Source organism: Allobosea sp. Root670, from assembly GCF_001429415.1.
Lineage (GTDB): Bacteria > Pseudomonadota > Alphaproteobacteria > Rhizobiales > Beijerinckiaceae > Allobosea > Allobosea robiniae.
Map to the genome: position 1 here is coordinate 173,529 of NZ_LMJU01000012.1, position 14,262 is coordinate 187,790.

The following is a 14,262-nucleotide window of genomic DNA, read 5'->3' on the forward strand; positions in this document are numbered from 1 at the left end:
GCCCTTGGGGGGCTGCCGGTCGAGGTGAGGGTTCCATGGGTGTTTTCAGTGCGCTGACCACGGCGGTTTCGGGGATGACGGCGCAGTCCTATGCGCTCGAGAACATTTCCGGAAACATCGCCAACTCGCGGACGGCGGGCTACAAGCGGGTCGATACCGCCTTCGCCGATCTCGTGCCCGACGCGGCGCTGAACCGCCAGGTCGCCGGCTCGGTCGCGGCCTTCAGCCAGGCGACGAACTCGATCCAGGGCGATCTCAACCCGACCCGCATCGACACCAACATCGCGATCAACGGCGACGGCTTCTTCGTGGTCGACCAGCGCCAGAGCGGCGTCGGCGCCAACACCCAGTTCTCCAACAGCAACCTCTATACGCGGCGCGGCGATTTCGACTTCGACGCCAACGGCTACCTCGTCAACGGCGCCGGCTACTATCTCAAGGGCCTGAAGATCGACCAGGTGACCGGCCAGCTCGTCGGGACGCAGCCGGACGTGCTGCGCATCACCAAGGAGCAGTTCCCGGCCAAGGCGACGAGCTCGATCGAGTACCGCGCCAATATTCCGGCTGTGCCGGCGACGACGCAGAAAAGCCAGGGCGGTACCGAATTCCTGAACCCTGCCTCGGTCACGGCGGCAGGTGCGGCGCCGAACCCCTATGCCGGCAACGCCGCGGTGATGGGCAACAATATCAGCAGCTTCCTGGCGACCTCGATCCCGGGCGGCTCCGTGACCGTCTATGACGAGCTCGGCAAGGCCACCAGCGTCGAGATGCGCTGGGCCAAGATCGACAACGGCAACCCGGCTGCGAACCCGGCCACATCCGGCACCTGGGGCCTGTTCGTCGCCCAGGACACCAGTGCGACCGCGGCGGGCGACGTCGCCTATGTCCAGGCCGGCCAGACCGTCAGCTTCGGCTCCACCGGGCAGATGGTTTCCCCGGCCAGCGGCGACATCACGCTGCCGACCATGACGATCAACGGAACCACCATCACCGGCATCAACCTGACGACCGGCGGCAATGGCGTGACCCAGAACGGCGATGTCAGCGGCCAGATCGACGCCCGCAGCATCCGCCAGGACGGCTACACCGCCGGCACGCTCGATCGCGTCTCGGTCTCGGCCGAAGGCGCGGTGATCGGTACCTTCAGCAATGGCCAGGTCGTGGCGCTGGCCCAGGTCTCGGTCGCCCGCTTCAATGCCGACAACTCGCTGAAGCGGCTCGACGGCGGTGCCTTCGAGGAGACGATCGAATCCGGCCCGCCGATCATCGGCTTGGGCACCTCGCAGATGGTCGGCGGTAGCGTCGAGCAGTCGAACACCGATATCGCCGACGAATTCTCCAAGATGATCGTCACCCAGCAGGCCTACTCGGCCAACACCAAGGTCATCACCACGGCCCAGGAGATGCTGACCGCGGTGTTCAACATCATCCGCTGAGCGACGCATCTGCCTAAGCTGCGGCCCAGGAGGGCCGCATCTCGCAACAGGAGTTGACGATGGGCCTGAGCACTTCCCTGAACACCGCGATCGGCGGCCTCAACGCCGCGCAGGTCGGCATCGGCATCGTTTCGCAGAACGTCGCCAATGCGGGAACGACGGGCTATGTCCGCCGGACCGTTTCGACCGCCGACAGCCTGAGCGGGCTGACGGTCGGCGTGCAGAGCACGCAGGTCCAGCGGCTCCTCGACAAGATCGTCCAGCATCAGCTCTGGCAGGAGGCTTCGGGGGCGGCCTATACGTCGACCCGCGCGAACTCGCTGTCCAATCTCGACAAGCTCTATGGCGCGCCGGGCAGCGCCACGGCGCTGGATACGATCTTCAACAAGTTCACCGGCGCGCTGCAATCGCTCCAGAACGATCCGTCGTCCTACAGCCTGCGCGCGCAGGTGCTCGACAACGCGACGCAGCTGGCGCGCCAGCTCAACACGCTCTCCAACGGCGTGCAGGCCCTGCGCAGCCAGGCCGAGAGCGGCATCGCCACCGCGGTCACCAAGGTCAATGACCTGCTCAGCGCGCTCTCCAAGGTCAATACCCGCATCGTCGGCAGCCCGAACGACAGCGCGACGGCGGGGCTGAAGGACCAGCGCGACCTGATCCTCTCCGAGCTGTCGCAGTATGTCGACATCAAGACGACGGAGGATGCACGGGGCTCGGTCAGCGTCGTGACGGGTTCCGGGACGCAGCTCTTCGATGGGCAGGCGGCCGTCACCTTCAAGTTCGACGAGCATGCCGGTCTGGGGCCGGACGACCAGTGGGACATCGACCCGGCCAAGCGCAGCGTCGGCACGATCAAGATCATCGATGCCTCCGGCAACGCCTCGGACGCCATCGCCAACCGGATCTTCCGCTCCGGCGAAATCGCGGCCAATATCGAATTGCGCGACAAGACGCTGGTCCAGGCGCAGGCGCAGCTCGACGAGATCGCCGCGCAGATGTCGAAGGCGCTCTCGGAGAATTCCCTCCCGAGCGCGGCCTATCCGCCGTCGCCGGCGGCGCAGACCGGCCTCGATCTCGATCTCGGCTTCGATGCCACAAAGCAGCGCCTGAACACGCTGATTTTCGACTACACGCCGACACCTCCCGGCCCGACGCAGCGCTTCACCTTCGTCAACGCGCCTGCCGGAACAGTCCTGCCGATCGGCAGCGACCCGTCCAACAAGACGATCGCGATCGATTTCTCGGCCGGCCCCGCTTCGGTCGCCGCCCAGATCCAGAACGCGCTCGACACGAACGGTGCGACGGGCTTCACGGTGGGCAATCCCAGTGGCTCGCTGCTGCGGATCACCGAGCCGGGCGGCCGCGTCGCCGGGCTCGGCGCCAAGACCGGTGTGCTCGCCGCCGATTCCGCGACCTCCGGGATGCCCCTCTTCGTCGATGCGGACAACAAGCCCTTCATCGGCTCCTATGACGACGCCACGCGCAAGGTCGGGCTGGCGGGCCGGATCGCGGTCAATGCCGACGTCATCCGGAACAGCGCGCTGCTGGTCGGCCCGGCCGGCACCGCGGCCGGCGATGCGACGCGGCCCAAGGCGCTGCTCGAGAGCCTGACGAGCAGCGTCCGCAGCTTCGACAACAGCTCCTCGCCGGACGGGGCGACGGCATCCTTTTCCGGCACGATCACCAATTTCGTCCAGCGCGTGGTCTCCTCGCAGGGGCAGGCGGTCGAGGCTGCCAAGCGCCTCGACGAGGGCCAGCAGGTCGCGCTCGCATCGATCCAGAGCCGCTTCCAGGAGACGTCCCAGGTCAATGTCGACCAGGAGATGTCGATGCTGATCGAACTCCAGACCGCCTATGCCGCCAATGCCCGCATCATCTCCACGATGAAGGAGATGATGGACGTGCTGATGAGAGTGTGAGGCCGCGATGACCATCACCGCTTACGGAACCGGCGCCTATCGCGCGGCCAAGCCCAACGAGTTCGTTTCGACCCGGGCCCAGTTCGACGATCTCCAGCGCCAGCTCGACACCAAGCAGCGCAGCACGAGCTATGGCGACCTCGGCATCGACCGGCGCGTCAGCCTCGATCTCAACGCCAAGGTTTCGCAGCTCGATTCCTGGCTCAGCGGCATCGAGCTGACCAACGTGAATCTGAAGCTCTCGTCACAGAGCGTCGAGAACTTCGCCAAGCTCGTCAACGAGACGCGTACCGATACCCGTTCCAACAGCTACGTGCCGAGCGCCAGTGGCCGCTCCGCGCCGCAATTGCTGGCCGAGGAGAAGTTCAAGCAGGCGCTCGACCTGCTGAACACCGATGTCAACGGGCGCTATCTCTTCTCGGGCAAGACTTCCGATACCGAGCCGACTGCGGGCTTCGACGAGATCATGAACGGAGACGGCGCCGGCAAGGCCGGGCTCAGGCAATTGATCGACGAGCGCAAGCAGGCCGATCTCGGCTCCGGTCTCGGACGGCTGACGACCGGCATCTCCGGCACGACGAGCGTCACGGTCGCCGACGAGAACCATGTTTACGGCTTCAAGCTGGCGGGAGCCACGTCGAGCTCCTCGGCCCTTGCCGTGACCTATAATGCGGGTACTCCGGCGAATCTCGCCGTCGACGTGACGGCGCAGCCCCAGCCGGGCGACAAGGTGACCCTCAAGCTGACCTTGCCCGATGGAACGCAGGAAGAGGTGACCCTCACCGCCCGGGCCGCCGGAACCGATGGCTCGGCCGCCGACAGCTTCCAGATCGGCGCGACGCCGGCCGATACCGCGACGGCGCTGAAAGCCTCGATCGACGCTGCCCTTGGCAGGGAAGCGAAGACGACGCTCCCTGCCGCCTCCGCGCAGGTGGCGGCCGAGGATTTCTTCGCCGGCAGCCCAAGCAATCCGCCGAAGCGGGTGCCGGGCCCGAACTTCGCGACGGCGACCGCACCGCCGAGCAATGCCGGTACGGCTGCGACGACGGTGACCTGGTATCGCGGCGATGACGGCAGCGACCCTGCCCGCAATACGGCGACGGTCCAGATCGACCAGGGGCAGGTCGTGGGGACGGGTGCGCGGGCCAACGAGCAGGCCTTCCGCGTCGGCCTCGCCCAGTTCGCGATCATGGCGACCGAGACCTTCCCGGCCAGCGACGCGAATGCGCAGGCAGGTTACGAAGCGATGGCGTCGCGGGTCGGCGACAAGCTCGGTTTCGGCGACTCCGTCCAGAAGCCGGCTGAGATCATCACCGAGCTCGGCTCGGCCCAGACCGCGCTCGCCAGCGCCAAGGAACGCCACCAGAGCACCAAGAACTACCTGATCTCGACACTCTCCGGCGTCGAGAACGTGACGACGGAGGAGGTCGCGACGCAGATCCTGTCGCTGCAGACGCAGTTGCAGGCGAGCTATCAGGTCACCTCGATGCTGTCGAAGCTGTCCCTGACCAATTACCTCTGAACGCAGAGAAATCCGCTAACAGAAACGCCGCCCATCGGGCGGCGTTTCTGTTTTCAGGTCTTCCGCGGAAAGGTATCAGCGGCCGCGCAAACCTGCGGCGATTTCCCGGTTGATGCTGATCAGCGCACCGAGGCCCTGCGGCTGCGGATCAGCCGAGATCTTGAACGTCTGATTGAAGATGAAATTGGCCAGACCGAGGATGTTGGTCTTGATGCCGACCGGCAGAGGGTTGTCCTCGGCGATCATGGCGGAGACCAGCAGGGTCCAGAGGCGCCGGTTGTAGGTGAGGGCTTCGTCGACATCTCGCCCGCGCGCCTCCCAGTCGTCGGCGACGGCCTGAAGCCGGGTCGCGGCCTTGATCAGCAGGGAGGCTTCAAGTTCGCGGGGCGAAACGACGGATTGGGCAGTCTTGGCCGCGGCGGCGTAGGCGTTAAACCCGTTTTGCATTCTCGATCAATTCCGCTTCATAGGCGATCAGCTTTCTGGCCGCCTTCAGAGCCTTGTACAGGTCGTCGCTTAAGATGCGGTTATTGATCTCATGAACATGCGGCAGAGCGCTGGGCGCTGCATTGATGAACTCGCGCACGAGCTGGAAATAGGTCTCGTGCTCATGCGTCGGGTCCTGCGCCAGGTACATCAGCTGGATGGCGAGGTAGATCTTCTTGGCCGGGGTGTCGGCGCTGGCTGCGGTGAGAATGTCCTTCTCGCGCAGGATGGGCGCATCGCCCTCGATGAAGAAGCGCGTGCGCTGCTCGTCGTTGCGGATCACCACCTGGCCGATGATGATGCGCTCCTTGGGCTTGAGCTCGACCTTGAGGGCCATGTCTTGTCCTTGCCTTCTGGCGGAGGGGAGGGCTGTGCCGTCTTCGGCGTCAGCCGAAGAGCCGGAGCACGCCCTGGTCGGCCTGCGAGGCCAGCGACAGCGCCGTCTGCGAGAGCTGCTGGCGGGTGTTGAGCGCGAGCAGCTTGGCGCCTTCCTCGTTGGAATCGGCGAGAACGAGGTTGTCGGCGCCGATGGTCAAGGTGTTGATCATGTTCTTGGTGAAGTCCTGACGGGTCTGGATCACCGAGAGCTGCGAGCCGAGCGACGAGGCCGAGCTGCGCAGCGAGGTCAGCGCGTTGGTCAAGGCGTCGGAGGCATTGGCCAGGGCGTTGTCGTTCTGGAAATCGATGTCGCCGACGGCGGATCCCGCCTGGGCGATGCCGAGATTGGTCGCGCTGATCTCCTCGCCCTGGATGTCCAGCTTGTTCTGGGCCGCTCCGGTCTTCTCGTTGAAGACGACCGAGAGAGCGTCGCCGGCCAGCAGGTTGATGCCGTTGAAGCCGGCGTCCTTGGCGAGCTCGTTGATCTGGCTGCGCAGCTCGTTGAACTGGTCGACGAGATTGGCGCGGATATCCGAATTGCCGGCGGCGACGACAGCGGCGGCGTCGCTGCCGGCCGCGCCGGTCACGGCGTCCGCGCCGGCGATCGTGAGTGCGTCCGAACCCGTACCCTTGATCGTCAGTTCGCCGGAGTTGTTGACCGTCGCGGTGGCGATGCCGGAATCATTGATCTTGTTGACGACGTCGCGGATCGTCTCGGTGGCGCCGATCGCCACAGTATATTCAGTGTTCCCGGCCGTGATCACGATGTTGCCCGCGGCAGCGACGGTTTTCGCGAGAGCCGCAGCCTTGGTCGCGGCGATGGCGGCACCCGTGGTGCTCGGACGGTTCTGGGCGGCGTCGGCCTGGGCCTGCTTGATGGTCGACTGGGCCGACTGCACCAGCTTGACGATCGCGTCGATACCTTTCGATGCCGTCTGAATCGTCTGAATGCCGTTGGAGATTCCATCCAGCAAGCCACCGAGCTGGTTGGACCGGTCGTTCAGGCCGGCTGCGGTGAAGAAATTGATCGGGTTGTCGATGGCCGAATTGACGCGCCGTCCGGTCGCCAGGCGATTCTGGATCGCGCCCTGCTCGGCGGTGGTCTGCTGGAGCGTCAGCAGGTTGTTGCGCACGCCGCTGGTGAGAATCGTATTGGCCATGTCTGGGTCCTCTGAACGCGCGGCGCTACGCCCGCCCGGATTGCTTTGGACCGATCATTGTTTGTTAAGGCTAATAAACGGTTAATCGCGACGGAGAATCCTTGCTTGTAACGAAGAAAGCGGCGGAGCTTGCGCTCCGCCGCTTTCTTTTGTCTTCGGCCCAAATTCTGTGGGCAAGCCCGCTTCTGCGGACGAAGGATCAGAACAGGCGCAGGACGGCCTGATCGGCCTGGCTCGAAAGCGACAGGGCGGTCTGGGAGAGCTGCTGGCGGGTCTGCAGAGCGAGCAGCTTGGCGCCTTCTTCGTTGGTGTCGGCCAGCACCAGGTTGTCGGCACCCTGGGTCAGGGTGTTGATCAGGTCCTTGGTGAAGTCCTGGCGGGTCTGGACGACGCCCAGGCTGGAGCCCAGCGACGAGGCCGTCGAGCGCAACGAGGTGAGGGCGTTGGTCAGGGAGTCGGCAGCGGTGGCGAGCTGCGTATCATTCTGGAAGTCGATGTCGGTACCAGCTTGGCCGATGCCGAGGTTCGTGGCGCTGATTTCCTCACCCTGAACCTTGAGCTCGTTCTTGGCGGCACCGGTCTTCTCGTTGAAGACGACGGAGAGTGCGTCGCCGGCGAGAAGATTGATGCCGTTGAAGCCGGCGTCCTTGGCGAGTTCATCGATCTGCGTGCGCAGGTCGTTGAACTGATCGACGAGGCTGGCGCGAACGTCGGAGTTGGCAGTGGCCGTCACGGCGGCCTGGTCGTTTCCGACCACGCCGGTAACAGCGTCGGCACCGGCGATCGTCAGAGCGTCCGAACCCGTGCCCTTGATCGTCAGCTTGCCATCGTTGCTGACCGAAGCGGTCGCAATGCCCGACTTGTTGATGTTGTTGACGACGTCGCGGATCGTGTCGGTCGCGGTTGCAGTGACGGTGTATTCCGTCGCGCCGGCGGTGATCGTGATGTCGCCGGCTGCGGCGACGGTCTTGGCCAAGGCCGCAGCCTTGGTCGTATCGATCGCGGCGCTGACGGTGCTCGGACGGTTCTGGGCGGCGTCGGCCTGGGCCTGCTTGATCGTCGACTGGGCCGACTGGACCAGCTTGGTGATCGCGTCGATACCCTTCGAGGCGGCCGTGATGGTCTGGACGCCGTTCGAGATGCCGTCGAGCAGGTTGGTGAACTGGCCGGCGCGATCGTTCAGGCCGGCGGCGGTGAAGAAGTTGACCGCGTTGTCGACGGCGGAGTTGACCTTCTTGCCGGTGGCGAGACGGAACTGACCCTGCTGCGAGGCGGCGGTGGTCGAGGAGAGCGAGGAGAGCGCGTTGCGCACGCCAGCGGAGAGAGAGATCGTCGAGGCCATAATGAGAAACCCTTCTGGGATGATGCCTTCTGGCGTCGTGGCCGTTCTGGCCGCGACGAAAGGACCCTGCCGCGGCGCTTCGTAACGAGACGTAAATTTCGACGTTAGAATGCGCCGCTGACGGGGCAGCCTGCCGGCATGGTGAACGGCGGATTAAGGGCGGCGAGGGAGCCTTGAAACGACGAAGGCCCGCTTGCGCGGGCCTTGCGGGAGGCAACCGAGACGTCGTGGAGCAGGCCGGCTTCAGGCGGTCCGTTCGACCTGATGGGCCTCGCTGGCCTCGCGCGCCCGTTCGCTGAGCTCGCGCGAATAGGCGCGGAGTTTCAGGAGGACTTCGTCCGGCAGTTGCGAGATCGTCTCGCCGGTGTGCGGGTCCTTCTTCTGCAGCACGATCGCGCGCGTCTTGGGATCGATGATCAGCTTGCGCTCGACCGTCTCGTCGGCGGTGCGCGTGGCGGCGCGATCGTTCCGGTCGTTGGCGAATGCCCGGCGCTCGCCATCGGCGCGGCTCTGGGCGTCGCGTGCCTCGGCGCGGACCTCGACATTGACGGCCGCGCCGGCAGAGGCGGATTGCACGGTCTTTTCGGGGGGAAGGTCCACGGCGACGCTGCCGGCCTGCGCCGTAACGTCCGAGCGGGTGACGGGCGGCGCGGCGGTCACGGCCGCGAGCCTGGGGGCGTTGCCAAAATCCATGACCACTCCTTCTGGAGTCGTTCACGGCGCCGTTGCGCCGTTCTCGTCCGGTGCCGGGAGCAGGACGTGCTACCCGACGCTGCGAGGATTGGCAGAAAAGATTGAATCCGGCGTCAAGAAATTAGGTAAATCTTTAGGGTTTCCGGCGCAGCCGGCGCGTAAACCCTTTATATACCAAGGGCCTGGTGGCTGCCGACGGCGAGCCCGCCAGAGCAGGGCGCCGATCAAAGCCGGCGCGAGACGACCAGCGGCCCGGAATTGGGACGGGCGAAGACACCGGCGCCGACAGTCGCGGTCGGGCCGTAGCCATTGGCCCGCATCGGCCGGTTGGCGTCGGCCGCGAGATCGCGAATGACGGATTCCGAAACGGCGCGCGCCGTCGCCAGCACGATCTGGTTGGTTTCGATCAGGCCCTGGAAGGCGTTGTGAGCCTCCTTCAACCGCTTGACCTGGTCCGGCACGAAGCGCGCAAGCGCCACGGCATTCAGCTTCACCTGCTCGACGCCGCGCATGTAGATGCCGGCGAGTTCGGTCTTGCGCGGCTCGCGGGTCATCGCTTCCGGCAGGCGGCCGGCACGAACCAGCTCGGTCTCCTCGCCGACGAGATGCGAGAGGGCGCCGAGCGCCTCCAGGACGGCTTCGATCAGGGCTCGGGCACCAAGCGCGTCGGCGATGCGCGGGCGTTCGTCGAGGACAGGCTTAGCGACCGGCATTCTGGACTCCGCCCGCGGCCTGTTCCTGGAGATTGATCAGGTCGCGCATGATCTGGTTGGAGAGGCCGATGCCGCCGGCCTGCTGGATCTGCTTGGCGTATTGCTGGGTGAGCTGCGAGCGCCAGATGCCGCCGCCGGTGCCGTTCTCGCCGAGCGGGCCTTCGGTGCCCTCGCTGGCGAAGAGCTTCTCGGTCATCTGCTCGAGGAACATGGTCTCGAAATCGTCGGCCTGCTTCTTCGCCTTGGCCTTGGCCGGGTCGAGCGCATCGGCAATGCCGCTGGCGACCTTGCCGGCGACGCCGAGGGCGAGATTCGCGGCGGGAAGCGCGAGGGCAGCAGTCATCACATCACCTCGATTTCGGCCTGCAGCGCGCCTGCCGACTTGATGGCCTGGAGAATGGAGATCAGGTCGCGCGGGCCGATGCCCAGCGCATTGAGCCCGTCGACCAGCTCGGCCAGCGTCACGCTTTCCTTGACCAGGGCGAGCTTGTTGCCGCCGCCGGTATCGACCTTGACGTTGGTCCGGGGCGTCACGACGGTCTGGCCGCGCCCGAAGGGCTCCGGCTGCGAGACCTGCGGCTGTTCGCTGATCGTGACGGTGAGGTTGCCCTGCGCCACGGCGACGGTGGAGACGCGGACATCCTTGCCCATGACGATGATGCCGGAGCGCTCGTCGATGACGATGCGGGCGAGCTGGTCGGGCTCGACGCGCAGCTGCTCGATATCGGTGAGCAGCTTGATCATGTTGCCCTTGAAGCGGGCCGGAATCTGCAAGGCCACGGTCGAAGGATCGGTCGGCTCGGCCGAGTCGCCGCCGACGAATTCGTTGATCGCGGCGGCCATGCGGCGAGCGGTGGTCAGGTCGGGATTGCGCAGCGACAGGCGCAGCGTCTGGAGCTTGTTCAGCGCGAAGTCGATCTCGCGCTCGACGACGCCGCCATTGGCGATGCGGCCGACGGTCGGCACGCCGCGGGTGATCTTGCTGGCCTCGCCCTCGGCCGAGAAGCCGGAGATCGCGACCGGGCCCTGCGACACCGCATAGACCTCGCCATCGGCACCGAGCAGCGGCGTAACCAGGAGCGTGCCGCCCTGCAGCGACTTGGAATCGCCCATGGCCGAGACGGTGACGTCGACGCGGGTGCCCTGCGTGGCGAAGGGCGGCAGGTTTGCGGTCACCATCACGGCGGCGACGTTGGCGGTGCGCATGTTGGCGCCGCGGGTGTTGACGCCGAGACGCTCCAGCATCGCCTGCAGCGACTGCTTGGTGAAGGGCGTGTTGTTGAGGGTGTCGCCGGTGCCGTTGAGGCCGACGACGATGCCGTAGCCGAGCAACTGGTTGGTGCGCACGCCCTCGACCGAGGCGAGATCCTTGATGCGCGAGAGCGCGAACACCGGCTGGGACGACAGGCCGACGACCACGGCCAGCAGAGCGGCCAGCGGCTTCAGCAGCGTCTTCAGGGCGGGGTTGCGGAACATGCGTCTGGCACCAGGGGTGGTTGAACTCATCCGACCCTTGCGAGGGGCGTGCCAAACCGCTCGAATTTGAAAAGCCTTGTTTGTCAGTCCTTTGCAGTTCGGCTTCATGGTTGGGAGGCTCTTGCGGAGCCTGCGCTTCCTGCCGGGGCGGCAGTTTCTGCCGGGTCGTTTACCGGCTGTTAACCGTCTTCCGACAAGGTTTCATTAACCCTTCACGAGGCCGCCGATGATCAGGATCGACCAGCGCGCGCCCGTTTCGAATGCCGGCCCGGCCAGTTCCGCGAGGCGCTCGAGCGGCGCGGCCTTCACGCTTCCGATGCAGGATTCCGCCACCGCGACCCGCAGCAGCGGCGTCAGCGCGGCCGGCCCGCTCGATACGCTGCTCGCCGTTCAGGCGCAGGAGGACACGCAGGACCGCAAGCGCCGGCAGGCAAGGCGCGGGCACGACCTGCTCGACGGGCTCGACCGGCTGAAGGCGGCGCTGCTCTCCGGCCGGGTTTTGCCCTCCGAGCTGGAGCGGCTGCGCACGACGCTGGCGCTCAGGCGCGAGACCACCGACGATCCACGCCTCGACGAGGTTCTGGCGCATATCGAACTGCGTGCGGCTGTGGAGCTGGCGAAGCTGAAGCGCTGAGGCGTGCGCAGGGCGTCAAGCTCGGGCTTGACCCGAGCATCTCGGAAACCAGTATCTTCTCGTCTTGAGATTCTCGGGTCTGCGCTTCGCTTCGCCCGAGAATGACGGCGCCTGGTGTCGGCCGATCTAGCGGATGAACTGATCGACATACTCCGCACCCAGCCCGTTCTGCGCATAATGCGCCCGGCACTTGTCGATGCGGGTGAAGGTGTCGTCATAGCCGAGGCATTTGCCGTCGGGGTCGACATAGATCATCGCGCCGTTCACCTGGAACATGGTGATCATCTCCTCGACGTCGGGATCGACCACCAGCGTGTGGGTCTCGCCGGGCGCCTCATAGACATAGGAGCCCTCGGTCGCGACCCAGTCATGCTCCAGATAGCGCCATTGGCCCTTCAGTACGTAGCCGTGGACCGGCAGCGGGTGGCGGTGGCGCGAGAGCACGCCGGCGCGGCGGACCTTGAGCAGGTTCATCCAGTAGCCGCGCGAGACGCAGAAGAGCAGCGGGCGGAACCAGACATTGTCATCGACCGGCACCCAGACGCGCTCGTCGGTCGGGATCACGTTCGGGACGATCAGCTCCGGCGGCGATTCCTTCGGCTGGGGATGGCGATAGGGCGTCCAGCGCTCCTCCTGGGTGGCCGCGACGGGGATCGGGCTCGTCGTCGTGTTCATGGCGTCTCTCCCGGGCTGATGTTCTGATTCAATACGCTTGCAATTCGATTCAGGTTTCCGGCTCAAGCTGTTGAGCCGGAGGCACTTTCCTAGACCGCGAGATAGCCGCCATCGACCGGCAGGATCGCGCCGGTGACGAATTGTGCGGCATCCGAAAGCAGGAAGGCGATGGCGCCACCAACATCGCCGGGCTTGCCCCAGCGGCCCATCGGCGTGCGAGCGATGATGGGCGCCGAGCGCTCGGCATCCTCGACCAGCGGCCGGGTCAGCTCGGTCTCGATCCAGCCGGGCGCGACCGCGTTGACGCGGATGCCGTCCGGGGCCCAGGCGGCGGCGAGCGACTTGGTGAGCTGGCCGATGCCGCCCTTCGAGGCGGCATAACCCGGCGCGAAGGCGGAGCCGTGGAAGGTCAGCATCGAGGCGATGTTGACGATGGCGCCGCCGGTCTTGTCCGCCCCCCTGGCGGCGAGCTTGTCCCTGGCGGCGACGCACATCCGCATCGTGCCGTTGAGATTGACCTCGATGGTCAGGCGGAAGGCGTCGATCTCGAATTCCTTGCCGCCGCGCTGGATCATGCCTGCGCAGTTCACCAGGGCATCGAGACGCGGGCAGGTCGCGACGATGGCGGCGACCTCGGCGTCGCGGGTCACGTCGAGCCGGGCATGCCGGATCGCAGGATGGGCCGGGGCCGCTGCCACCTCCTCCTCGGTCAGGCCGGTGGCGAGAACGTCGTAGCCGGCCTGTGCCAGGGCAAGCGCGGCGCCGGCGCCGATGCCGCGGGTGCCGCCGGTAACGAGAGCGAATTTGGTCGAAGCCGGGTTTGTCATGGAGCGAGGCTAGAGCGCTCCGGGCCCATGGGAAAGACTGGATGACGCAGGCCGCCATGCGATGGCGGCCGTGCCGGTCAGTCCCACTTGTATTTCAAGGAGAGCATGGCCCGGCCCTGCGTCTCGAAATCACTGGCGACGAGCGGCACCTTGCGCGCCAGCGTCAGGTCGAAGGAGGTCTGCCAGGGCAGGTCGGCGAGCCTGGCGAGATCGACCGAGAGCTTCATCTCCGGTGTGAATGCCGTGTGGAAGCCGTCGCCCGGCGCGAAGACGTAATTGCCGGCCATGGCGAGCTGGGAGGTCAGGGTGAGATGCGGGAACAATTCCTGCCGGTAGCCGATCACGGCCTCGCCGGTCTGTTCGGGATTGCCGTAGAGCGAGCCACCGCCGCCGGTCGCGAGGCTCCAGATGAAGCCCTTCCGGGCTACCGCCGGCTTGCCCAGCCGCCAGCGCAGCTCCGCGTCGCGCGTCGCACCGACGCTCGCCGGGTCGAAGATCGTGGTCGAGAGCGAGAAGATGTCCTGCCCGAGCTTGAAGCCGACGGAGCGGTCCTGCGCTGCGCTCGTCATGGTCTGGCGCGCGGCGAAGCCCTTGCGGATGATGTCGACGGGAATCGGCGCCCGCGCCCGCAGATGGGCGCCGGACGCCGCTGCCGCCCGGCCGAGCGCGGCCAGTCCCGGATCGAAGACGAGAGCATCGGGGTCATCCGCGGCGAGTGCCGGAGCCGCCATCACGTCGGCATCGGGATCGATCAGCGCGCCGCGGGGGACCGGCAGCGGGATCGTCGGTGCTTGCTCGGCCGTGATCGGCGCGGAGGCGAGGGCGGGGCCGAACGTCGCCGCCAGAAGGATCGCGGCCGGCTGAAGACCGGCGCTGAGGTCATGAATGAAACGGAACACGTCGTTCGTCCTGTCGCTATGACGAGCGGCAGAACAGACTAGGCCGGAAAGATGCCGATTTTGCGGCAATGCAGCATAATTCGGTGCGCAGCAGATTGGGCG

At 66.1% G+C, this 14,262-nt stretch carries 15 protein-coding genes; 4 read left to right on the forward strand and 11 right to left on the reverse strand.

Annotated features, from left to right (window positions below):
- The first annotated feature begins 35 nt into the window (after positions 1-35).
- Genes ASE61_RS10720 through ASE61_RS10730 form a run of 3 tightly spaced genes read left to right on the forward strand, consistent with a single transcriptional unit; the run spans position 36 to position 4,877 of the window.
- Positions 36-1,436 carry a flagellar hook protein FlgE gene (locus ASE61_RS10720; RefSeq protein ID WP_061966868.1) on the forward strand — a complete coding sequence of 467 codons (1,401 nt, stop codon included), beginning with the start codon at positions 36-38 and terminating at the stop codon, positions 1,434-1,436.
- A gap of 59 nt (positions 1,437-1,495) precedes the next feature.
- A complete protein-coding gene (flgK, locus tag ASE61_RS10725) occupies positions 1,496-3,355 on the forward strand; it encodes a flagellar hook-associated protein FlgK (protein WP_061966869.1) in 1,860 nt (619 codons plus the stop codon).
- Positions 3,356-3,362: 7 nt separating this feature from the next.
- Positions 3,363-4,877, forward strand: coding sequence for a flagellin (locus ASE61_RS10730; RefSeq protein ID WP_061966870.1), 1,515 nt, complete (start codon positions 3,363-3,365; stop codon positions 4,875-4,877).
- A gap of 75 nt (positions 4,878-4,952) precedes the next feature.
- On the opposite strand, the gene flaF is transcribed toward ASE61_RS10730, so the two are convergent.
- The 8 genes from flaF to ASE61_RS10770 all read right to left on the reverse strand — a co-directional run bounded on the left by flaF (position 4,953) and on the right by ASE61_RS10770 (position 11,125).
- Positions 4,953-5,324: a flagellar biosynthesis regulator FlaF gene (flaF, locus tag ASE61_RS10735; protein ID WP_061966871.1), complete on the reverse strand. Its 372-nt coding sequence runs from the start codon at positions 5,322-5,324 to the stop codon at positions 4,953-4,955.
- Positions 5,308-5,700, reverse strand: coding sequence for a flagellar biosynthesis repressor FlbT (flbT, locus tag ASE61_RS10740; RefSeq protein ID WP_061966872.1), 393 nt, complete (start codon positions 5,698-5,700; stop codon positions 5,308-5,310). The genes flaF and flbT overlap by 17 nt, the downstream gene beginning before the upstream one ends.
- A 49-nt stretch (positions 5,701-5,749) precedes the next feature.
- Positions 5,750-6,901 carry a flagellin gene (locus tag ASE61_RS10745; protein ID WP_061966873.1) on the reverse strand — a complete coding sequence of 384 codons (1,152 nt, stop codon included), beginning with the start codon at positions 6,899-6,901 and terminating at the stop codon, positions 5,750-5,752.
- Between the two features lie 199 nt (positions 6,902-7,100).
- On the reverse strand, positions 7,101-8,243 hold the full coding sequence (locus ASE61_RS10750) for a flagellin (RefSeq protein WP_061966874.1): 1,143 nt from the start codon (positions 8,241-8,243) through the stop codon (positions 7,101-7,103).
- A gap of 243 nt (positions 8,244-8,486) precedes the next feature.
- Positions 8,487-8,936: a hypothetical protein gene (locus ASE61_RS10755; protein ID WP_061966875.1), complete on the reverse strand. Its 450-nt coding sequence runs from the start codon at positions 8,934-8,936 to the stop codon at positions 8,487-8,489.
- Positions 8,937-9,160: 224 nt separating this feature from the next.
- Positions 9,161-9,649, reverse strand: coding sequence for a hypothetical protein (locus tag ASE61_RS10760; RefSeq protein ID WP_061966876.1), 489 nt, complete (start codon positions 9,647-9,649; stop codon positions 9,161-9,163).
- Entirely contained in the window at positions 9,636-9,992 is a 357-nt protein-coding gene (locus ASE61_RS10765; RefSeq protein WP_061966877.1) for a rod-binding protein, read from the reverse strand. The genes ASE61_RS10760 and ASE61_RS10765 overlap by 14 nt, the downstream gene beginning before the upstream one ends.
- A complete protein-coding gene (locus tag ASE61_RS10770) occupies positions 9,992-11,125 on the reverse strand; it encodes a flagellar basal body P-ring protein FlgI (protein WP_061966878.1) in 1,134 nt (377 codons plus the stop codon). The genes ASE61_RS10765 and ASE61_RS10770 overlap by 1 nt, the downstream gene beginning before the upstream one ends.
- Before the next feature lie 226 nt (positions 11,126-11,351).
- On the opposite strand from ASE61_RS10770, the gene ASE61_RS10775 reads away from it, so the two are divergent.
- Entirely contained in the window at positions 11,352-11,759 is a 408-nt protein-coding gene (locus tag ASE61_RS10775) for a flagellar assembly protein FliX (protein WP_244492796.1), read from the forward strand.
- Positions 11,760-11,885: 126 nt separating this feature from the next.
- Here ASE61_RS10775 and ASE61_RS10780 read toward each other — a convergent pair whose 3' ends face one another.
- The 3 genes from ASE61_RS10780 to ASE61_RS10790 form a co-directional block, all read right to left on the reverse strand.
- Positions 11,886-12,434, reverse strand: a complete 549-nt coding sequence (locus ASE61_RS10780) for a 2,4'-dihydroxyacetophenone dioxygenase family protein (RefSeq protein ID WP_061966879.1) — start codon at positions 12,432-12,434, stop codon at positions 11,886-11,888.
- 89 nt (positions 12,435-12,523) lie between these two features.
- Positions 12,524-13,261 (reverse strand): SDR family NAD(P)-dependent oxidoreductase, encoded by a 738-nt coding sequence (locus ASE61_RS10785; RefSeq protein ID WP_061966880.1) that lies wholly within the window; start codon positions 13,259-13,261, stop codon positions 12,524-12,526.
- Between the two features lie 77 nt (positions 13,262-13,338).
- Positions 13,339-14,160 (reverse strand): hypothetical protein, encoded by an 822-nt coding sequence (locus tag ASE61_RS10790; RefSeq protein ID WP_061966881.1) that lies wholly within the window; start codon positions 14,158-14,160, stop codon positions 13,339-13,341.
- Between the last annotated feature and the right edge of the window lie 102 nt (positions 14,161-14,262).